This is a genomic window from Streptomyces sp. NPDC001348, assembly GCF_053597535.1.
Genome location: NZ_JBSFIK010000011.1, coordinates 117095 through 137236, shown reverse-complemented (window position 1 = coordinate 137236; position 20142 = coordinate 117095). Strand labels below are relative to the sequence as shown.

At 69.6% G+C, this 20142-nt stretch carries 15 protein-coding genes and 3 pseudogenes; 4 read left to right on the top strand and 14 right to left on the bottom strand.

The window, feature by feature from the left end; all coding sequences use genetic code 11:
* Positions 1 to 107: 107 nt before the first annotated feature.
* From ACWC21_RS14705 to ACWC21_RS14690, 4 genes and pseudogenes are all read right to left on the bottom strand, one after another.
* A complete protein-coding gene (locus ACWC21_RS14705) occupies positions 108 to 2546 on the bottom strand; it encodes a GcvT family protein (protein ID WP_450881622.1) in 2439 nt (812 codons plus the stop codon).
* A 763-nt stretch (positions 2547 to 3309) separates the two neighbouring features.
* Positions 3310 to 3552, bottom strand: a pseudogene (locus ACWC21_RS14700) (alpha/beta fold hydrolase); the annotation flags it as partial.
* 119 nt (positions 3553 to 3671) lie between these two features.
* Positions 3672 to 4493, bottom strand: coding sequence for a DUF1963 domain-containing protein (locus ACWC21_RS14695; RefSeq protein WP_450881620.1), 822 nt, complete (start codon positions 4491 to 4493; stop codon positions 3672 to 3674).
* A 140-nt stretch (positions 4494 to 4633) separates the two neighbouring features.
* Positions 4634 to 4782 (bottom strand): annotated as a pseudogene (locus ACWC21_RS14690) (short-chain dehydrogenase); the annotation flags it as partial.
* On the opposite strand from ACWC21_RS14690, the pseudogene ACWC21_RS14685 reads away from it, so the two are divergent.
* Positions 4765 to 4869, top strand: a pseudogene (locus ACWC21_RS14685) (transcriptional regulator); the annotation flags it as partial. The pseudogenes ACWC21_RS14690 and ACWC21_RS14685 sit on opposite strands and share 18 nt — an antisense overlap.
* A gap of 201 nt (positions 4870 to 5070) precedes the next feature.
* On the opposite strand, the gene ACWC21_RS14680 reads toward ACWC21_RS14685, so the two are convergent.
* A complete protein-coding gene (locus ACWC21_RS14680) occupies positions 5071 to 6027 on the bottom strand; it encodes an alpha/beta fold hydrolase (protein ID WP_450881618.1) in 957 nt (318 codons plus the stop codon).
* Between the two features lie 72 nt (positions 6028 to 6099).
* Positions 6100 to 7326 (bottom strand): MFS transporter, encoded by a 1227-nt coding sequence (locus tag ACWC21_RS14675; protein WP_450881616.1) that lies wholly within the window; start codon positions 7324 to 7326, stop codon positions 6100 to 6102.
* A gap of 136 nt (positions 7327 to 7462) precedes the next feature.
* On the opposite strand from ACWC21_RS14675, the gene ACWC21_RS14670 reads away from it, so the two are divergent.
* The gene (locus tag ACWC21_RS14670; RefSeq protein WP_450881735.1) at positions 7463 to 8074 is read left to right on the top strand and encodes a TetR/AcrR family transcriptional regulator; all 612 of its coding nucleotides are present in this window, start codon (positions 7463 to 7465) and stop codon (positions 8072 to 8074) included.
* A 267-nt stretch (positions 8075 to 8341) separates the two neighbouring features.
* Here ACWC21_RS14670 and ACWC21_RS14665 read toward each other — a convergent pair whose 3' ends face one another.
* Positions 8342 to 9091 carry an SDR family oxidoreductase gene (locus ACWC21_RS14665; RefSeq protein ID WP_450881614.1) on the bottom strand — a complete coding sequence of 250 codons (750 nt, stop codon included), beginning with the start codon at positions 9089 to 9091 and terminating at the stop codon, positions 8342 to 8344.
* Between the two features lie 15 nt (positions 9092 to 9106).
* On the bottom strand, positions 9107 to 9856 hold the full coding sequence (locus ACWC21_RS14660) for an SDR family NAD(P)-dependent oxidoreductase (RefSeq protein ID WP_450881612.1): 750 nt from the start codon (positions 9854 to 9856) through the stop codon (positions 9107 to 9109).
* Positions 9857 to 9972: 116 nt separating this feature from the next.
* Here ACWC21_RS14660 and ACWC21_RS14655 point away from each other — a divergent pair, with 116 nt between their 5' ends.
* Positions 9973 to 10572: a TetR/AcrR family transcriptional regulator gene (locus tag ACWC21_RS14655; RefSeq protein WP_450881610.1), complete on the top strand. Its 600-nt coding sequence runs from the start codon at positions 9973 to 9975 to the stop codon at positions 10570 to 10572.
* Between the two features lie 278 nt (positions 10573 to 10850).
* On the opposite strand, the gene ACWC21_RS14650 is transcribed toward ACWC21_RS14655, so the two are convergent.
* From ACWC21_RS14650 to ACWC21_RS14635, 4 genes are read right to left on the bottom strand one after another with little or no spacing between them, the layout of a single operon-like run.
* Entirely contained in the window at positions 10851 to 11819 is a 969-nt protein-coding gene (locus ACWC21_RS14650; RefSeq protein WP_450881608.1) for an ABC transporter substrate-binding protein, read from the bottom strand.
* Positions 11820 to 11833: 14 nt separating this feature from the next.
* Entirely contained in the window at positions 11834 to 13843 is a 2010-nt protein-coding gene (locus ACWC21_RS14645) for an ABC transporter permease (protein WP_450881606.1), read from the bottom strand.
* Positions 13843 to 14931 (bottom strand): quaternary amine ABC transporter ATP-binding protein, encoded by a 1089-nt coding sequence (locus ACWC21_RS14640; RefSeq protein ID WP_450881604.1) that lies wholly within the window; start codon positions 14929 to 14931, stop codon positions 13843 to 13845. Before ACWC21_RS14640 ends, ACWC21_RS14645 begins: the two co-directional genes overlap by 1 nt.
* Before the next feature lie 20 nt (positions 14932 to 14951).
* On the bottom strand, positions 14952 to 16421 hold the full coding sequence (locus ACWC21_RS14635) for an aldehyde dehydrogenase family protein (protein ID WP_450881602.1): 1470 nt from the start codon (positions 16419 to 16421) through the stop codon (positions 14952 to 14954).
* A 219-nt stretch (positions 16422 to 16640) separates the two neighbouring features.
* Between ACWC21_RS14635 and purU the strand changes: the two genes are divergently transcribed.
* Positions 16641 to 17513, top strand: coding sequence for a formyltetrahydrofolate deformylase (gene purU / locus ACWC21_RS14630; protein WP_450881600.1), 873 nt, complete (start codon positions 16641 to 16643; stop codon positions 17511 to 17513).
* Between the two features lie 66 nt (positions 17514 to 17579).
* On the opposite strand, the gene ACWC21_RS14625 is transcribed toward purU, so the two are convergent.
* Positions 17580 to 18416 (bottom strand): methylenetetrahydrofolate reductase, encoded by an 837-nt coding sequence (locus ACWC21_RS14625; RefSeq protein WP_450881598.1) that lies wholly within the window; start codon positions 18414 to 18416, stop codon positions 17580 to 17582.
* A gap of 3 nt (positions 18417 to 18419) precedes the next feature.
* Entirely contained in the window at positions 18420 to 20090 is a 1671-nt protein-coding gene (gene betA, locus ACWC21_RS14620; protein ID WP_450881596.1) for a choline dehydrogenase, read from the bottom strand.
* Between the last annotated feature and the right edge of the window lie 52 nt (positions 20091 to 20142).

Here is a 20142-nt window from a genome sequence, read left to right as displayed (position 1 = left end):
GGGGGTGTTTTGAAAGTCCAGTGCGGTGCCCGCGGTGTCCGGTGCGGCGAGGGTGCGTGCCGGGCGCCGCGGGTGCTGTGCGGGACTTTCAAGACACCCCCTGGGTGTCAGCCACGGAGGCGGGACATGGTGGGGTCGAACAGGGGCTCCTCGGCGACGACCGCCTCGACACGCCGGTCGAAGTAACCGATCCGCAGGGGTGTGCCGGGGGTGGCCGAATCGGCCGGCAGCCAGGCGTAGGCGATGCCCTTGCCGATGGTGTAGCCGTAGGCGGCGCTGGTGACGTAGCCGACGGGTCGGTCCCCGTCGTACACCGGCTCCTTGCCCAGGACGACGGCGTACGGGTCGTCGATGGTGAGGCAGGTCAGCTTGCGCCGCACGTTCTCCCTGCGGCGCTCCAGGGCTGCCTTGCCGATGAAGTCGCCCTTGTCGAGCTTGACGGCGAAGCCGACACCGGCCTCGTACGGGTCGTGCTCGTAGGTCATGTCGGTGCCGAAGGAGCGGTAGCCCTTCTCCAGGCGGAGGCTGTTGAAGGCGCCGCGGCCGGCGATGACGCCGCCGAGGGGCTCCGCCGCCCGCCAGAGGGTGTCCCACAGCTTCTGGCCCTGGTCGGCGGTGGTGTAGAGCTCCCAGCCGAGCTCACCCACGTAACTCAGGCGCATGGCGGTGACGGGCACCGAGCCGATGTAGGCGCGTTTGGCGCGGAAGTACTTCAGGCCGTCGGCGGAGAAGTCCTCGTCGGTCAGCGGCTGCAGGACCTTGCGTGCCAGCGGGCCCCACAGGCCGACGCAGCAGGTGCCGGGTGTGATGTCGCGGACCTGGACGGTGCCGTCGGCGGGCAGGTGGCGGGAGAACCAGTCGAGGTCGAGGTTGCCGTTGGCGCCGACCTGGAAGAGGTCGCGGGCCAGGCGGGCCACGGTGATGTCGCTGCGGATGCCGCCGTCGTGGTCGAGGAGCAGGGTGTAGGTGACCGAACCGACGGACTTGGCGACCTTGCCGGTGCACAGGCGCTCCAGGAACTCCCCCGCGCCGGGGCCGCTCACCTCCAGGCGCTTCAGGGCCGTCATGTCGTACATGGCGACCGTCTCGCGGGTGACCTGGGCCTCGGCGCCGACGATGGGCGACCAGAACCGGGCGGCCCAGTCGTTGGGGGTGGGGATGCCGCGGCCTTCGACGAGCTTGGCGTTGGCCTCGTACCACTGCGGGCGCTCCCAGCCGTTCGCCTCCAGGAAGAAGGCGCCGTGCTCCCGCTGGCGGGTGTGGAAGGGGCTGGTGCGGATCGGGCGCGGGTCCCCGGACGGCTGGAGAGGGTGGAGGATGTCGTAGACCTCGACGAAGTTCTGGCAGTCGCGCGCCAGGACGTACTCCGGGGCCAGTTGGTGCGGCTCGAAGCGGTTGACGTCGCACTCGTGCAGGTCGAAGGACGAGCAGTGGCCGTCGACCAGCCACTCGGCCATCGCCCGGCCCACGCCCGCGGAGTGGGTGACCCAGACGGCCTCGGCGACCCAGAAGCCCTTGACGTCCCCGCACTCGCCGAGCAGCGGGAAGTTGTCGGTCGTGAAGGAGAACAGGCCGTTGATGCCCTGCTCGATCTTGGCCTCCTGCGTCGCGGGGAGCAGGGACTGGGTCTCGGTCCAGGCGGGCGCGAAGTCGTCCTCGGTGAACTCCAGGACCGACGGCATCTCCTCGGCCTCGTCGAAGGAGAGGATCTCGTCCGCCGTGACGGGCATCGGGCGGTGACCGTAGTAGCCGATGCCCACGCCGTCGAAACGGTCGCGGTAGTAGAGGTCGGCGTCCTGGTGGCGCAGGATCGGGCGGACCGCCTCCTCGGTCTGGCCGGCGAGGGCCGGGACGGGGCCGGTCCAGGCGAGCTGGTGCGCCAGTGGGGTCAGCGGGAGGTTCATGCCGACCATGCGGGCGATCTTCGGACCCCAGATGCCGGCGCAGCAGACCACGATGTCGGCGGGGATCTCGCCCTGGTCGGTGAGGACGCCGGTGACACGGCCGTCGGCCTGCTTAACGTCGAGGACCTCGTGGCGGGCGAGGAAGGTCACGCCGCGCTCGGTGGCCCGGCGGATCTGCGCCTCGACCGCGAGGACCGCCTTGGCGAGGCCGTCGGTGGGGACCAGCAGGCCGCCGAGGACCTTCTCGCGGCTGACCAGGGGGTGGTGCTCCACGCACTCGTCGGGGGTCAGCAGCCGGGACTCGATGCCCCAGGCCGTGATCCAGCCGTGGCGGCGGTGCAGCTCCGCCAGACGCTCCGGGGTGGTCGCCACTTCGAGGCCGCCGACCTGCAGGAAGCAGGGCTTGCCGTCGACGTCGAGGGAGCAGAACTTCTCGACGGTGTACCGGGCCAACTCGGTCATGGTCTTGGAGGAGTTGGTCTGGAAGACCAGGCCGGGAGCGTGCGACGACGACCCCCCGGTCGCGGGGAGCGGGCCCTGGTCGACCACGGTCACTTCGGTCCAGCCGCGCGCGGAGATCTCGTCCGCGAGGGCCGCTCCCACGACACCCGCTCCGATGATCACCACTCGGGGTCCCGCCATCGCCGCACCTCCGGAATCAAGAACCGTTCAGTTGCTTGCTGCGCAACGCGATTCAGGTTGCGCAACTCAATGTGCCCGCGCCGGGGAGAGGTGTCAAGAGGTGGGGTTCAGGGCCTCCCCGCGGCCTCGTCCCGCATCCACCTGGCCAGGTCGTGAGGAATTCCGCCCTCCCGGCCCGGACCACGGACACGATCCGTGTCGCCGCCCGAGATGCGGAAGCGGATGGCCGGCGTGCATCCCCCGTCAGTTCGGGATTTCTGACGCACTGGTCCGCCGGAACCCACCTGCCGAGGCCTGTGACGGCCGGCTCGGAACGTCGGGTTCACGAATCTTGAGGGCGGCCTCGGCCAGGTCCAGCCCATCGATGTTGTCCGTCCGGTCCGATCCGCACCCCTCCGCATTCCTTGCGTCTTACGACGTTGTGAACGAAGTCGGGTGGGGTGCCTTGATCGAGGCCCGAGGCTTCCGGTGCCCGCACCGCGCCTACTGCTGGGGGCGGTGCTGGTGCACTCGAGCCCGGTGGGCCCCTCTCGTCTCCCCGTCGATCTGGAGTGGAGGGGAGCAGGCTGTGCGCAGCGCCACCGTGACGCCCGAGGGGCGGCCGGATCCGCTGGGTCGAGCTGCCGGGACAAGAGCCGTCGCGCGTCTACGTCCACGGTCAGGGCGCCACGTCGTCGGCCTACTTGGCGGAGGTCGCGGTTCCCATCCTCTGCTCCACCTCGGCGCGGCCCACGCACCACACAGCTGCCCGGGGCCGCCTGGTTCAGCTCCGGAGGGTGGCGAGCCAGTCGGTCAGCAGACGGTTGACCTCCTCGGGACGTTCCTGCTGGACCCAGTGGCCGCAGCCGTCCAGGAGGTGGGAGGCGGACAGGGCGGGCAGGGTGGTGGAGGAGGCGTCGACGGCGTCGGACATCCAGGTGGTGGAGGCGTCCAGGGAGCCGCCGACGAACAAGGCGGGCTGTTCGATCGGGGCGCCGCGGTGCGGGGCGACGTCCTCCCGGTCTCGGCGCGGCAATCCGTTCCGGGCAGACCGCTCGTCACGGTGCGGCACGGGCCGGGTGGCGTGGGCGGGGGGGGTGGGCGGCTGACGAGCGCCGGGGAGCCGGTCGTCCCCGCCCCGCAGGGTCAGGCCATTTCGACGTAGCGGTGGACCCGGTCGAAGCGCCGGTCCGCCAGGTCCCGGTGGCGGATCACCCAGTGTGCCACGCCGGAGTCCAGTTCCGTGACGTCGTCGTCGCACCTCCAGGTGGCCAGGAGGGCCCAGTCGTCGGCGCCCTCTCCGTGGGCCCTGCCGCCCTGCTCGGAGGGGCCGGCCTCCTCGGGATCACGGGCGTAGTGGACGGGGTCGTTCTGGGGCGAGACCGGATGGCCGCCGATCTGCAGGGCCCAGGAAGGGCGGTAGCCGCCCACGTCTGCCCAGGCGTCGCCGAGTTCGTCGGCGAGTTCGAACTGCTCTTCCTCGGGGAAGTCGCCCCATCTGTCGAGGGCGAAGCTCTCCGGCATCTGCGCGCTCGACTGGTGCCACACCGTGCGGAGTTCACGCGGCCGGTACGGCTCACGCCGGCTGTGTTCGAGGGGGCTCGGGCTTGTCGGGGTCCCGGCAGGGACATAGAGCACAGCGTCGGGCACCTGCCCCGCGATGCCGTGCACGTCGGTGCCGGAGAAGAAGAGCAGGTGGCCGTCGGCGGGCAGCGGAAGGTCGGTCGCGCGCGGCGGGAGGGCCGCGAGGTCGACGGAGGCCACGAAGGGATCGGACGGCTTGGGCGCGCCGTGCGGCAGCAGGGGGTCGCCGCCGAGCCGGGCCACGAGGGGACCGTCACCGCCCTCGGCCATGTACACCGCCGGCAGGGTGACCCGTATCCATTCCTCCACCTCCTCCGACGGCAGGCCCCGGGAGGCCGCCTCGGCTCGGAAGCGGTTCAGTCTGTCCACGGTCTCGTCGGTCACCGGGCCACCCTACTGACCTTCAAAGCGTGATGCCGTCATGGTGGGGTGGTGGACCGAAGCGCGACAGTCGTCACATGGGCAGGCTTGTTCTCCAAGCTGTCCCGGATGAGCGCGGTCGGGCCGCCGAGCTGCTGGGGCGCTCACCAGGGGACGGGCGTTGCGTCCCAGGAGAAGAAGCCACCGGTGGGGCCGTCGTCCGGCAGCAGGGCCGGGCGGGCGGCTCCCTGGGCGCCTCGGGTGGGTCGCCGCCGGCAGCGAGGAGTTCCGGCAGATCCGGGCGACGCGCCCCGTCCACGCCCCCGGGCACCGCACCAAGACCCTCCACCCCGAGACCGGCACACTGCGGTTGAACCGCGACGTCCTGCTCGTACCCGAGGACGACCAGGAAGTCGTCCTGATCACAGCCGACCCCGGATCACCTACCGCACGAACCCTGCACAAGCCGGCCGGGCAGACGGCCCGAAACAAAGAACCGGCAGAGCTCTCCCCAGCGGCCGGACCGTCGCAGCTGAATGATCACTGCGACCTGCCCCACACCCTTGCCGAGGCTTTCCACGCCGCCCGTCTGCGTCGGCTCTTATGCGGTCGGCGCGTCACGGTAGGGCGCCAGGAACGCGGTCAGTGCCGTCAGCATCGCCTCTGGGGCTTCCTCGGCGGGGTAGTGGCCGCACTCAGGGAGGACCATGCTCTTCACCTGGTCGGCGGCAAGCCTCATCGTTGCGCCGACCGACGCACCCAGGTTCTCCGCGCCCCCGATCGCGAGGACGGGAAGCGACAGCGGTCGAGTCTTGCGCTGGTGGTTCTGTTCGATGGTCGTGTCGAGTGCGCGGTAGAACTCGAAGCTGCATCGCAGCGCTTCCGGATCGGCGGCGAGGATGTCGACGTAGTACTGGACGGCGTGGTCGGGCAGTGCCTTCGCGGATTTCGTGGCGAACTGGTGGCCGAAGTAAAGGTGTTCCCGTCCGCTGACCAGCTGTTCGTTGAGGCCGGTGAGGCGGTTGAAGGCGAAGTGCCAGAGGCGGTCGTTGGTCTCCTGGCCGGCGAAAAGAGGTGGCGTCGGGGAAAGTCCCGGGATTGCGGCCTCAGCGACGGCCAGGCGTTCGAGTCGGTCAGGGTGGTCCGCGGCCAGGGCATAGCCGGTCCACATCCCGACGTCGTGACCGACCATGGCGAAGCGCTGATGCCCGAGTGCGTCCATCAGTGCCACCATGTCGCGTGCGAGCGTGCCGGTGTCGTATCCGTCCAAGGGTTTGTCGGACAGTCCGACACCACGCGGGTCGGCGGCGACCACCTGGAAGTCCTGGGCCAGCGCGGGCATCAGGAGGCGCCAGGCGTACCAGGTCTGGGGCCAGCCGGCGAGCAGCAGCAGCGCGGGTCCTTCGCCGCCGGTCACGGCGTGCAGGCGCAACTCGCCGGTATCGATGTACTGGCTGGTGAAGGTGTCGGTGAAGCGGGCGGGGAGGTTGGCCGCCCCGGAGACGGAACCGGGGCCTTCGGGCGTGGGCAGGTGGGTTGGCGACGGACTCACTGTCATCCTTCACGGTTGCGGTTGACGGGGTTTCATCGAGTGGCGGAAGGGAGCGGGGCCACGCGGCATGGCTCCCGCTCAGGCCGTGGTGGTGGCGGGGCGGCTCAGTGCGCCGGCGAGGGTTGTCGCTACGACGGTGACGGCCAGGAGCAGGGTTGCGACGTCCTGGTTGACCATCTGGTCGAGGACCCCGAGGGCGAGCGTGGGCACGATCGTGCCCGTGTAGGCGAACAGGAAGTACGTGGACAGCAGATCCGCCCTGCGCCGCGGATGGGCGAGCCGCTGGGCGACTGCGACGCCGTTGCGGAAGACCAGACCGATGCCGGTACCCGCCAGGAGTGTTCCGGCGGCGAACATGGGCAGTGACCGTGTCCACAGGCCGGTCTCGAACACCACGACGCCCGCTGTGAGGAACGCAGGCGCCGGCCAGCGCCCGGAGATCCACCGCTCCGGGACGGCCACCTGCGCGATCAGGGCGGCGATGAACAGCAGTCCTGCCTGTGCGCCGACAGCCGCGACGTTGTGGACGTGCAATTGCTCGCGGAGGAAGGCAGGCACCAACGACGAGAACAGCCCGCTGACCGCGAACGCGGCGAGAACGGCTGCGGCCGCCCGCAGGAACTCGGTCCGCGCTGTCCGCCGGCCGGGAAGGGCAGGACGGCGAACCGACAACGCGAGGCGTTGCCGGGCCGTGACGGTCTCCGGGGTGACGACGACGGCCAGGAACGCCGGTATCAGGCTGGCGAGGTAGGCCCAGAACACCAGGTGCGTGGGATCCGCCTCGTACTGTGCGAACAGGCCGGCGACGATGGCGCCCAGCCCCAGTCCGCCCATGTTCGACACCGCGGAGACGGTCGACGCTCGTCGGCTGTGCTCGGCTCCGGCGAGTTCACCCAGCGCCGCGGTCGCCGTGGCGGCGAAGACGCCGGTGCTCAGGCCGCACAGGAACCGTGCCGCCAGAAGGGTTCCGACACCATGGGCGACGAGGAACAGCACTGTGTTCGCCGCCGCGGCCAGGAGAGCGGCGGCCAGGAGGGGACGGCGGCCCGCGCGGTCGGAAAGCGACGCGAACAGCGTGAGCGCGAGCACCGTCCCCAAGGCGTAGACGGCGAAGACCAGCGTGGTGGTGAAGGGCCCGAAGCCCATCTGCGGCGCCCAGAACGCATACAGCGGAATCGGCAGCGTCCCGCCCAGCATGACCAGGGTGTACACCGCGGCCACGAGCCAGAACCCTGCGCGCGCCCGGCGCCCGTCGACGGGCGGGACGACGTGTGTGCGGCCGTCCGGGGCGATGTCGTTGATCATCGTGCGGCCTTTCGTGTGGGCGAACCGACGCCCATCACGCTAACCATCTTGGATCGATCGGTCAAAGATACTTCGACCGATCGATCCAAGATGCGGGTAGGCTCCCATCTGAGTCGTGAAACTGGAGGTGCACGCCATGTCCGGCCGGAAGCAGTTCGACGTCGGCACGGCCCTGGACCAGGCCATGCGAGTCTTCTGGCAGCGCGGATACGCCGACGCCTCGCTCGATGCCCTCGGTTCCGCCACCGGTCTCGGCCGCGGTTCCCTCTACGGCACCTTCGGCACCAAGGACGCCCTGTTCCGCCAGTGCCTCGACCGCTACGCGTCGATCTACGGAGCGCAGTACGAGCACGCACTGACAGCACACCCCGGTGATCCGGTACGTGCGGTCGAGGCATTCTTCGACGTCGTCCTGAACCGCATCGCCGACCCGTTGGTTCCCGTGGGGTGCCTCATCGCACAGTCCGCCGCGCAGTCACCGACGCTGAAGGAGGAGAACAGCACTCACGTGCGCGGCCTGCTGGACCTGCAGCGCCAACGGGTACGCGCGGCATTGGCGGACTCCGCGGGCGACACCCAAACGCTCGATGAACTCGCCACATTTGTCGTCGCCGTCAACCAGTCGCTGGCCGTGCTGAGCCGTGCCGGCGCTTCTGACGCCGAGCTGCGCTCCGTGGCCCGACTCGCATGCACAACGGTGGCAGACACCCTCGCCCGAGCAGCATCGGAGGACGTCACCCAAGGCTGACGGGCACCGCCCGGCATGCCGGCGGCCGCACCGGGCCGACGGCCGGAAGCAGCGGCGGCGTGAAGCCGTCACCAGCTTGTCGAACGCGATCCGGTCGCTGGTACGGCTGCGCGGGCGACCCAGCGGGGTTGGGGCAACCGCAGGGCGCTTGGTCGGCAGTGCCGCCGATTGGTCCCAGAGCGGGTCGATCGGCCGCGAGGACGGGAGTACCGCGAGCCGCGGACGCGGCGGCTCGCGGCCCTGACCATCGCCGAGGCCCTGCAGTTCCTAGTACGCGAGCTGCCCGATACCCCCGTCCACGCGCAGCACGGTCCCTGCGGTGTAGGCGGATTCGTCCGAGGCGAGATAGACCGCCGCCTTCGCCAGCTCGGTGGCGGTTCCCAGGCGATGGAGAGGCACGGTCTGCCGGAGCTCCTCGTAGAGGGCGGCCCGGCGCTCGGGGCCGAGGGGCGCGAACGCGTTGGTGACCGTCGGGCCCGGGCTCAGTCCGTTGACGCGGATGCCCCGGTCCTTCAACTCATAGGTCAGCCCGCGCGTGTAGGAGAGCAGTCCCGCCTTGGCCGCGCCGTAGACCGTCGCGTTCTCGTGTCCGATGTACGCGGAGACCGAACCGACGAGGATGACCGAGGACTGCTGCGAGAAGAGCGGCAGCAGGTCCCTGATCAGGAAGAACGGCGACTTGAGATTGGTCGCGACGAGCGAGTCGAACGCCTCCTCGGTCCATGCCTCGATCGGGAGGTGCGTGACGTCGGCGGCGTTGCTCATGAGGATGTCGAGCTTCGGCCACTCCTCCCGGAGCCGCGCGGCGAGCGCCGCCTGGCCGGGCACGTCGCCGGCGTCACTGGCGATGGTCAGCAGCGGGCCGTCCAACTCCCGGACTGCCTCGTCCAGCTTTTCCCGCGAGCGGCCGGTGATGGCGACAGTCGCTCCCTCGGCGAGGAATTCGCGAGCCGTTTCCAGGCCGATGCCGCTCGACCCCCCTGTGATCAGTGCGTGCTTTCCCGCAAGACGACCCATTGTCCTGCTCTCCCTTCAGATTGCGGTGCGGCCACCGTCGGCGGCCACGGTCGCCCCGGTCATGTAACTGGCCCGGTCACTGGCGAGAAAGGCGATCACGTGGGCCACCTCGGCCGGGTCGGAGGTGCGCCCGAGTGCGGTGGCCAGGCCCATGCCGCCCATCTCCGGGCCCATCGCCGCGACCACCTTCGAGGTGCGCATCGGCCCCGGAGCGACGGCGTTGACCCGGACGTTCGACTCGGCGAACTCCGCCGCCCAGGTGCGGGTCAGCGATTCGAGCGCCGCCTTGGTGGCGCCGTAGACGGCCATGCCCGGCATGCCGAGGCCGGCCGCGGTGGAGCTGACGTTGACGATGCTGCCACCGCCACCCGCGGCCATCTTCTCCGCGAGCAGGGCGGTGAGCAGGAACGGGGCACGCACATTGACCGCGAAGGCGGCGTCGTAGCTCGCGAGGTCCTGTCCGGTGGTCGGCGAGAACGTCATCACGCTCGCGTTGTTGATCAAGATGTCGACGGATCCGGCGTCCTCGACCAGCTCTCGCACGCCCGCCGGGTCGGACAGATCGGCAGCGACGAAACGCACCGTCCCGGCGGACCCGTCACCGAGTGCGCGGAGGTCCTCCACCACCTGGGTGCCGCGCTGCGGATCGGTGCCGGTCAGGATCAGGTCGGCTCCGCCCGCGGCCAGCACCTTGGCCGTCGCGTGCCCGAGTCCGCCGATCGCACCGGATCCGGTGACGAGTGCCGTCTTGCCTGCAAACTCCATTGCTTCCCCTTCGCGCCGGCCAGTGAGCGACCGACTTCTGTGCTTCCGTTCAAGAAGTTCCGAACGGAAGCTACGACTTCTTGAACACCCAGTCAAGAAGTCGTAGTATCGAGCACGTGGCACGAACCGGACGCCCCCGCGAGTTCGACAGGCAACAGACGCTGGAGCGCGCACTCGAACTGTTCTGGTCCCGGGGATACGGGGCGACGTCGATCCAGGACCTGGTCGACACGCTGGCCGTCGAGCGCGGCAGCCTCTACGGCGCATTCGGCGACAAGCGCCGCTTCTACCTCGAAGCCGTCAGGCTCTACTGGGAGGTGTACGAGCGGCATCTGATGACCGTGCTCGACACCAGCCCGCTTCTGCCCGCCCTGCACGAGATCCTTACCCATCCCGTACGGCTGGACGAACTGATCTCCGACGTGGGCGTGCCGCAGGGCTGCCTGGTCGGCAACACGACCGCCGAGCTCGTCCCCCAGGACAGCGAAGCCACGCAGATCGTCACCCGCTCGTACCGCCGGTTCACCGACATCGTCGCCGACGCACTCCGGCGCGCACAGGCCGCCGGAGAGGTCACGGACACCTGCTCCCCAGAGGCCCAGGCACAGCTCCTGCTGTATATCGTCCAAGGTCTCTCGCTCGTTTCGAGGGCGGGGCTCGACAGGACGGCGGCCGTGGCGGCTATCGACGCGGCAGTGGACGGGTTGCGGGCATGACCGGACCTCTCCGAGCCGGTGCGGATCTCGGCATACGGTCGCGTCCTACCCGGCAGGGACGAGCTCGCCGGCAGGCCGGCTCGCGGGGCTGCCGCCCGATCAGGTGCACCAAGCCGTCCGGGGCGTGCCGGTGCGCGGATTGACTCCGGCTCACTGTTCAGGACCCGCGTGGCGTCCGTGACCTCGGAAAGCGGTTCCGAAACAGGGCAATGCCCGGTGGGCGGTGCACACGAGTGCGCACCGCCCACCGGGCATGTTCGACCGGCGTCGGGACCCGGCTACTTGAGCCAGGCGTCCACCTTGTCCTTGTTGGCCTCGACCCACTTCTTGGCCGCCGCGTCGTCGGACAGCTTGTCCTGGGCGATGTACTTGGCGACGGTGTTCTGATCGTCGTTCGTCCAGTTGAAGTTCTTCACCAGGTTGTAGGCGGGGCTGCCGGACTTGGCGAACTTCGTGCTGACGATCTTGTTGAGGTCGTACACGGGGTAGTCGCAGGCGACCTTCGCCGCGTCGGCGTCACACCCCGTCTTGTAGGCGGGCAGGGAGACCTTCTTCAGCGGGACCTCCGACAGGAACCACTGCGGCTCGTAGAAGTAGCCGATGACCCACTTCTTGTTCTTCTCGGCGTCGCGGAAGGCCGTGATGAGGGCGGCCTCACTGCCCGCGTACACCACCTTGAAGTCCAGGTTCAGGTTCTTCACCAGCGCGGCGTCGTTGGTGACGTACGACGGGTCGCCGTCCAGGAGCTGGCCCTTGCCGCCCGACTCGGACGTCTTGAACTTCGACGCGTACTTGTCGAGGTTCTTCCACTGGAGGATGTCGGGGTGCGCCTTGGCCAGCCACGGCGGCACGTACCAGCCGATGATGCCCTTGTTGCCGGTCTGGCCGGCGTCCACGGCCGTCTTCTGCTGGTCGATGTACTTCTTCACCAGGTCGGCGTGGCCCCAGTTCTCCAGTACCGCGTCGACCTCGCCGGTGCCGAAGCCCTGCCAGGCGATCTCTTCCTTCAGGTTCTTCTTGTTGACCGTGCAGCCGAGGTTGTGCTGCGCGACGTACGCGACGACCGCCGCGTCGGCCTCGTAACCCACCCAGGGGTTGACCGCGAGGTTGAACGTGCCGCACTTGCCGGAGCTGCCCGCGTTGTTCGTGCCCGAGGAGGTGTCGCCGACCTTCGCACCGCCGCACGCGGTGAGGGTGAGGCCGAGGACGGCCAGGCCGGCCGCGCCGGCTCGCCAGTGTCTTGCCATGGTGTCCTGCTCCCTTAAGCGCCCGCGCGTCGCGCCGCGGCCTGAGTGATCCGGTCGAACATGACTCCGAGCAGTACGATGGCGAGCCCTGCCGCCAGCCCCTTGCCGTACAGCTCTCCCTGCGAGAATCCGGCCACGACGTCGTAGCCGAGGGCGCCAGCTCCCACCAGGCCGCCCACAACAACCATCGACAGCACGTAGATCAGGCCCTGGTTGGTGGCGAGCGTCAGGGCACTGCGCGACATCGGCAGCTGAACCTTGGTGATGATCTGCCAGGTGTTGCACCCGGCGGAGGTGGCCGCTTCCACGGTGGTCTCGGGCACGGCCCGGATCCCGTCGGCGATGATCTTCATGGCGACGGGCGCCCCGTAGACGATCGCGGCGACGATGGCCGTGAAGCGGGTGGCGCCGAACAGCGCCAGGAACGGCACGAGGTAGACGAACGGAGGCATGACCTGGGCCGCGTCCAAGGTGGGCCGGATCATGCGGTCGGCCATCGTGCTGCGGCCCATCCACACCCCGAAGACGATGCCGAGGATCATCACCAGCACCGTCGCGACGAGCGTCGAGGCCATCGTCGTCATGGCGTCCGACCACACGCCGGTGGCGACGAGCAGGCCCACGCACACGGCCGTGGTGATCCCGGCCCTCCAGCCGCCGAGCACCACGGCCAGTGCGACCAGCACCGCGCCGACGAGCCACCACGGGGAGTCGGTGAGCAGTGTCTGGAACGGGTTGAGCAGGCCGTTGGTGATGGCGTCGCGGAAGGCGTTGGTCAGACCCGACAGGTTGTCCTGCACCCAGTTGGTCGCGGTGTCCGTCGCGCTCGCGATGTGGCTGCCGACGGTGCCGTCGCCGGGGAAGTCGGCCGCCCACAGGTAGGTGTGCGAGAGGTAGATCAGGACCACCGTGACCACCGCGCCGACACCGAGCAGTGGTCGCCGCCACTTGGCGAAGTCGTGCCCCGCGTTCCGGGCGTTCTCCTCGCGGGCGCTGGCCGCGGTCGTCACCCGGTCCAGCACGATCGCCATGATCACGATGGCCAGGCCGGCGTTGAAGGCCGTGCCGACGTCGAGCGACTGCAGTGCCTGCAGGACGTTCACGCCGAGGCCCGGCGCGTTGATCAGGGCCGCGATGGTCACCATGGCGAGGGCGGCCATGATGGTCTGGTTGACGCCCATCACCACCGTCCGCTTGGACATCGGCAGCAGGACCTTCAGCAGCGTCTGTCGGCGTGTGGCGCCCAGTGACTCGGCCGCCTCGACCGTCGTCGGCGACACGTTGCGGATGGCGTGCGCCGTGATGCGGATCGTCGGCGGGGCCGCGTAGATCACGGTGGCGATGGTGGCGGACGCGCCGCCGATGAGGAAGAACAGGGTCAGCGGCGCCAGGTAGACGAAGGTCGGCATCGTCTGCATGAAGTCCAGGAAGGGTGTCATGAGCCGGTTGAACCGGTCCGACAGGCCGGCCCACACCCCGAGCGGGATCGCGAACAGCAGGGCCACGAACACCGCGCACAGGATGAGCGCCAGGGTGTCCATGCTCTCCTGCCACAGCCCCTGCAGCCCGAAGAAGGTGAAGCCCGCCACGGCCAGCAGGGCGACCTTCCAGTTGCCCACCGCCCAGGAGACGTAGCCGGCCAGGCCGACGACGCCGAGCCAGCCGATCTGCGGGACCGGGCGGGCTCCGGACGGCTGGGAGATCAGGTGCTGGACGAAGGTCACCAGGTTGTCGATGACCAGCCGGATCTCGTTGAAGAAGTACAGGAAGACCGGGTTGGAGTTCCGGTTGGCGCCGACGGAGTCGTTGAAGTCGTTGATCCACCGGTGCAGGTCGGTCAGGTCGGCCACCGCCAGGGACAGCGTCTGCTTGCCGCGCAGCACGGCGAACAGCACCAGCCAGACGACGAGGATCGCGCCGATCACCATGGGCCGGCCGGCCCTGCGCACCCGCTCGACGGGCGCGGCCGGTTCCACGGCCCCCGCCTTCCCGGCTTTTTCGGGCTTCTCCATGGCGACGGTCATCACGCGCCGCCTTCCTCACCGGCGACCACCGCGAGGATCTCCTCGTCACCGACGATGCCGAGGAGCTTGCCGCCCTCGACGACCTTGACCGGCTTCTCGGCCGCCAGGACGACGCGGGTGGCCTCCTTCACCACGACGTCCGGGCCCAGCTCGGGGCCGTCCAGCGGATCGCCGTCCTCCGGCGCCCGCATGATCCAGCGGAGGGTCAGGACGTCGCCGCGCGGCACGTCCTTGACGAACTCGCGGACGTAGTCGTCGGCGGGGGCGCCCACCAGTTCGTCGCCGGTGCCGCACTGGACCATCTTGCCGTCGCGCATGATCAGGATGCGGTCGCCCAGCTTGAGCGCCTCGGAGAGGTCGTGGGTGATGAACACCATGGTCTTGCCGACCTCGTGGTGCAGCCGGATGACCTCGTTCTGCATGTCCCGGCGGATCAGCGGGTCGAGCGCGGAGAACGGCTCGTCGAAGAAGAGCACGTCCGGATCGCCGGCCAGCGCGCGGGCCAGTCCGACGCGCTGCTGCATACCACCGGAGAGCTGGTCGGGGTAGGAGTTCTCGTACCCGGCCAGGCCGACCAGGTCGACGACCTCCAGTGCCCGTCTGGTGCGCTCCGCCCTGCCCATGCCGCGGATCTCCAGGCCGAAGGAGACGTTGTCCACCACCTTGCGGTGCGGCAGCAGCCCGAAGTGCTGGAAAACCATGGAGAACTTGCTGCGGCGCAGTTCGCGCAGACGCCCGGCGTCCGCATGGCGGATGTCCTGGCCCTCGAAGACGACCTCACCGGAGGTGGGTTCGATCAGCCGGGTCAGACAGCGCACCAGTGTGGACTTGCCGGATCCGGACAGCCCCATGACGACGAAGACCTCGCCGGGCGAGACGTCGAAGTGGACGTCGCGTACGGCGGCGGTGCATCCGGTGCGGTCCATGAGCTCGCGCCGGCTGAGTCCGCACAGCTCCTTCGACTCCGGCACCTTCTCGGCCTTCGGGCCGAACACCTTCCACAGATTGCGCACGGAAATGACCGGAGCGGCGTCCGAGTCCTGGGGTACACCGCGCCGCTGCGGCACCTCGGTCTGTGTTGGGGTCACGATCGACCTCTTTTCGGCGTTCAGCCGCTAAACCAGCGCTGCGGCCGGGGGTGGATGTTCTGCCAGATGTGTTTGGGCTCTCGGTACTCGTCCAGGCCGGCCGGCCCCAGCTCCCGGCCCACACCCGAGTGACCGAAGCCACCCCATTCGGCTTGCGGCACATAGGGGTGGTAGTCGTTGATCCACACCGTGCCGTGCCGCAGCCGCCGGGCGACGCGCTGGGCCTTGCCGGCGTCCTGCGTCCAGACGGCGCCGGCGAGCCCGTACTCGGTGTCGTTGGCGATGCGGACGGCATCGTCCTCGTCGGTGAAGCGCTCGACGGTCAGCACGGGCCCGAAGGACTCCTCGTGCACCACGCCCATGCCCTGCGTGCACTCGTCGAGCACGGTCGGCGGGTAGTAGTGGCCGCCGGCGAGCGCGGGGTCGTCCGGCCGTGCACCGCCGCAGCGCAGTACGGCGCCCTCGGCGATCCCCGCGGCGACGTACGCCTCCACCTTCGCCAGGTGCTGCGCGGAGATCAGCGCGCCCGTCTCGGCCTCCGGGTCGAAGGGCCCGCCCAGGCGGATCCGCGCCGCACGGCGTACGACCTCGTCGACGAAGCGATCGTGCAGACAGTCCTCGACGATCAGCCGGGCGCCGGCCGAGCAGACCTGCCCGGAGTGCAGGAACACGGCAGTGAGAGCGAAGTCGACGGCCGTCTCGAAGTCGGCGTCGGCGAAGACGACGTTCGGGTTCTTGCCGCCGAGTTCCAGCGCCACCTTCTTCACCGTCGAGGCCGCGGTGGCCATGATCCGCCTGCCGGTCTCCAGTCCGCCGGTGAAGGAGACCATGTCGACGCCCGGGTCCTCGGAGAGCGGGGCGCCGACCTCCGGCCCGGCGCCCAGGACGAGGTTGGCGGCCCCGGCCGGCAGCCCGGCCTCCTCGAGCGCCTTCATCAGCAGGATGGAGGAGGAGGGGGTGAGCTCGCTGGGCTTGAGGACGATCGTGTTGCCGGCGAGCAGTGCCGGGGCGACCTTCCAACTGGCCTGCAGCAGCGGATAGTTCCAAGGAGTGATCAGAGCGCACACGCCGACCGGCTCGTGGACGACGCGGCTGACGGCGTCGTCGCGGCCGGTGTCGATCACTCGGCCGGCGTCGGTGCCGCCGAGTCCGCCGTAGTACCGGAAGCAGGAGACGACGTCGGCGATGTCGTACTCGCTCTCCACCAGCCGCTTGCCGGTGTCGAGCGACTCGGCGCGGGCGAAGTCCTTCGCGTCCCGCTCGATCAGGTCGGCGGCGCGCAGCAGCAGGGCGCCGCGCTCACGCTCCGGGGTGCGGGGCCAGGGCCCCTCGTCGAAGGCGCGGCGAGCCGCGGCGATCGCCGCCTCGGTATCGGGACGCGTCCCTTCGGATACGGTCGCCGTAAGCGTGCCGTCAGCGGGACAGCGGATCTCCCGGTGGCCTCCGGCCACCGGCTCCCGCCATTCACCGCCCACATACAGGTCTGCCACGCGCCAAGCCCTTCAGCCGAAATGCGTTGCGCATCGTGCATCCAATTGCTTGTGGTGGAACACCCTGGCGAATGTCCGGACAGACGTCAAGTAGTTGGCGGATGACGATTTGGCCAGGGGCCCCATGGCCCTCGCTCCTCTTGACCGTGGGGCCCATCGACCCTGACGATGTTGCGCATCGCTCACTGAGTTGTGCATTACGCACCGACGGAGGCCGACATGTCACCTCGACCGCAACCTGGCCGCGAGTACGTCCTCACCCTCTCCTGTCCCGACAGCGCCGGGCTGGTCCACGCCGTGAGCGGCTTCCTCGTCAGGAACTCCGGCAACATCCTGCAGAGCCAGCAGTTCGATGATCGACTCCAGGGCCGTTTCTTCATGAGGGTGCACTTCGACGTTTCCGATCCGGACGCGGACCTGGAAAATCTGCGTTACCGGTTCGGTCCGGTCGCCGAGGCCCACCAGATCTCCTGGACCCTGCGGGACGCCTCGACGCCCACCCGAACCCTCATCATGGTGTCCAAGTTCGGGCACTGCCTCAACGATCTGCTCTTCCGCCGGCGCACCGGCGCGCTCAACATCGAGATACCGGCGATCGTCTCCAACCACCGTGACTTCGAAGGCCTGGCCCAGACGTACGGCATCGCCTTCCACCACATCCCGGTGACCAGGGAGACCAAGCCGGAGGCCGAGGCGCGGCTGCTGGAGCTGGTGCGCGAGCTGGACGTCGACCTGGTGGTGCTGGCCCGCTACATGCAGGTCCTCTCGGACGACCTGTGCAAGCAGCTGGAGGGCCGCGCGATCAACATCCACCACTCCTTCCTGCCCAGCTTCAAGGGCGCGCGCCCGTACGTCCAGGCCTACGACCGCGGGGTGAAGCTCGTCGGCGCGACGGCGCACTATGTGACGCCGGACCTCGACGAGGGCCAGATCATCGAGCAGGACGTGGTCCGGGTGGACCACTCGCTCGACCCGGGCGAGCTGGTCACGGTCGGCCGGGACGTGGAGGCCCAGGTGCTGGCGCACGCGGTGAAGTGGCACAGCGAGAGCCGCGTGATGGTGGACGGCAACCGCACGGTGGTCTTCCGCTGAGCGATGACGGGAAAGACGGGCGGGCCGGTTCTCCGGCCCGCCCGTCGTCGTATACGGCGGAACACCTCAGCCGCCGAGGCGCTCCACGAGAGCGCGGCGCCAGGCCTCCGTCTCCGCGATCTGGTTGAAGGTGAACAGGTGCAGCCCGGCGACCCCGGGCGAGGGTGCCGCGAGGCCCTCCTCGACGCGGGTCAGGAGCCGCTCCGGTGAGTAGCCCCCGGGCGCCGCGAAGCGCAGGAACCACGACGGGTGCCGGGTCAGGAAGCGCGTCGACTCCCCCACCCCGATCTTCGTGGCCATCGTCAGCAGTTTCGCGCGCTGCACCGGCCCCGCGACGCCCAGGTGGACGGGCAGGGTGACGCCCCGGCGCCGGATCCGCGCCACCCACTCCACCAGCATCCGCGGGTCGAAGCAGAGGTTGCTCACGATGTACGTGGCGTGCTCGCGCTTGTCCCACATCGACTGGATGGTGACGTCGTCGTGTATGAGGGGATGGCTCTCCGGGTAGCCGGTGACGCCGACGCCGGCGAAGGGGCTGCCCAGCTCGCTCAGCCGGCGCAGCACCGGCAGCGCGCCGTGGTAGGCCCCGGCGGGCGGGTCGGCGTCTCCCGCGGGGACGAAGACGTCGTCCACGCCCGCCTCGCGGAGCCGGTCGACCACCTCCTTCAGGTGCGCGTCGTCCCGCAGCAGTCGCGCGGGCACGTGCGGGACGACGCGGTAGCCGTGCGCCGCGAGCCGGCCTGCGAGAGCGAGGGTCGGCTCCAGCCCCTTCACCGGTGACGCCGTGACCGTGACCACGACGTCGCGCGGGACATGGGCGAGGACCTTCTCCTCGGTCGCACTCGCCGGCAGCACCTCGTAGCGGACGCTGTCCAGCAGCGTCCTCAGCCCGGTGGCGCCCAAGGTCTACCCGGCCTGGCTCTCGGCGTCGCGCAGACGGTAGTACGCGGCCGTGGAGGGGGGCAGCGGCTCCTTGCCGAGGATCAGGTCGGCGGCCTTCTCGGCGACCATCATCACCGGCGCGTAGATGTTGCCGTTGGTGACGTACGGCATCACCGACGCGTCGACGACCCGCAGGCCCTCCACGCCGTGCACGCGCATGCTGGTGGGATCGACGACGGACATCGCGTCGGTGCCCATCTTGCAGGTGCAGGACGGGTGCAGCGCGGTCTCGCCGTCCTTGGCGACCCAGGCGAGGATCTCCTCGTCCGTCTCCACGGACGGCCCGGGCGAGATCTCGCCGTCGTTGTACGGGGCGAGCGCGGGCTGGTTGAGGATCTTCCGCGCGACCCGGATCGCCTCGACCCACTCCCGGCGGTCCTGTTCGGTGGAGAGGTAGTTGAAGCGCAGCGCCGGGTGCTCGTGCGGGTCCTTGCTCCTGATCTTCACCGATCCGACGGCGTCGGAGTACATGGGCCCGACATGGACCTGGTAGCCGTGGCCGCCGGCGGGCACGGAGCCGTCGTAGCGGACCGCGATGGGCAGGAAGTGGAACATCAGGTTGGGGTAGTCCACGTCCTCGTTGCTGCGGGCGAAGCCGCCCGCCTCGAAGTGGTTGGTGGCGGCCGGGCCCGTGCGCAGCAGCCACTGCAGACCGATGAAAGGCGCCCGCCACTTCGCCAGGTACGGCTGCATGGAGACGGGCTGCTTGCAGGCGTACTGGATGTACACCTCGAGGTGGTCCTGCATGTTCTCGCCGACGCCCGGCAGATCGTGCACCACGTCGATGCCGAGGGCGCTCAGCTCCTCCGCGTTGCCGACGCCGGACAGCTGCAGGAGCTGCGGCGAGTTGATCGCGCCGCCGCAGAGGATGACTTCCTTGGCGCGCACCTGCTGCGGGGCGCCCTTGCCGCGCTGGAACTCCACCCCTACCGCGCGTCTGCCCTCGAAGAGGACGCGGGTGACGAGGGCCCGGGTCCTGACCGTGAGGTTGGGCCGCTTCCGCACGGGCTTGAGGTACGCCTTCGAGGCCGACAGCCGGCGTCCGCGGTGGACGTTGCGGTCGAACTTGGCGAAGCCCTCCTGCCGGTAACCGTTGACGTCGTCCGTGGGGGCGTAGCCCGCCTGCTGGGCGGCCTCGAGGAAGGCGCCGAAGAGCGGGTTGGTGGCCGGGCCGCGCTCCAGGACGAGGGGGCCGTCATGGCCGCGGAACTCGTCGTCGGGGTCGGCCGCCAGGCAGTTCTCCATCCGCCGGAAGTACGGCAGACAGTGCGCGTAGTCCCAGGTCTCCATGCCGGGGTCGGCCGCCCAGCGCTCGTAGTCCATGGGATTGCCGCGCTGGAAGATCATGCCGTTGATGCTGCTGGAGCCGCCCAGCACCTTGCCGCGGGCGTGATAGACGCGCCGGCCTCCCATGTGCGGCTCGGGCTCGGACTCGTACTTCCAGTCGTAGAACCGGCTGCCGATCGGATAGGTCAGTGCCGCGGGCATGTGGATGAAGACGTCCCACGGGTAGTCGGACCGGCCGGCCTCCAGCACCAGCACCTGGTTCGCCGGATCCGCGGAGAGTCTGTTCGCCAGTGCACTGCCGGCCGAACCGCCGCCGACGATGACGAAGTCGTATTGCAGGGGAGCCATGGTGCCTCGTCTCGCTCGCGCCGTAGATACGCGAGGCATGCTAGTACCAGTA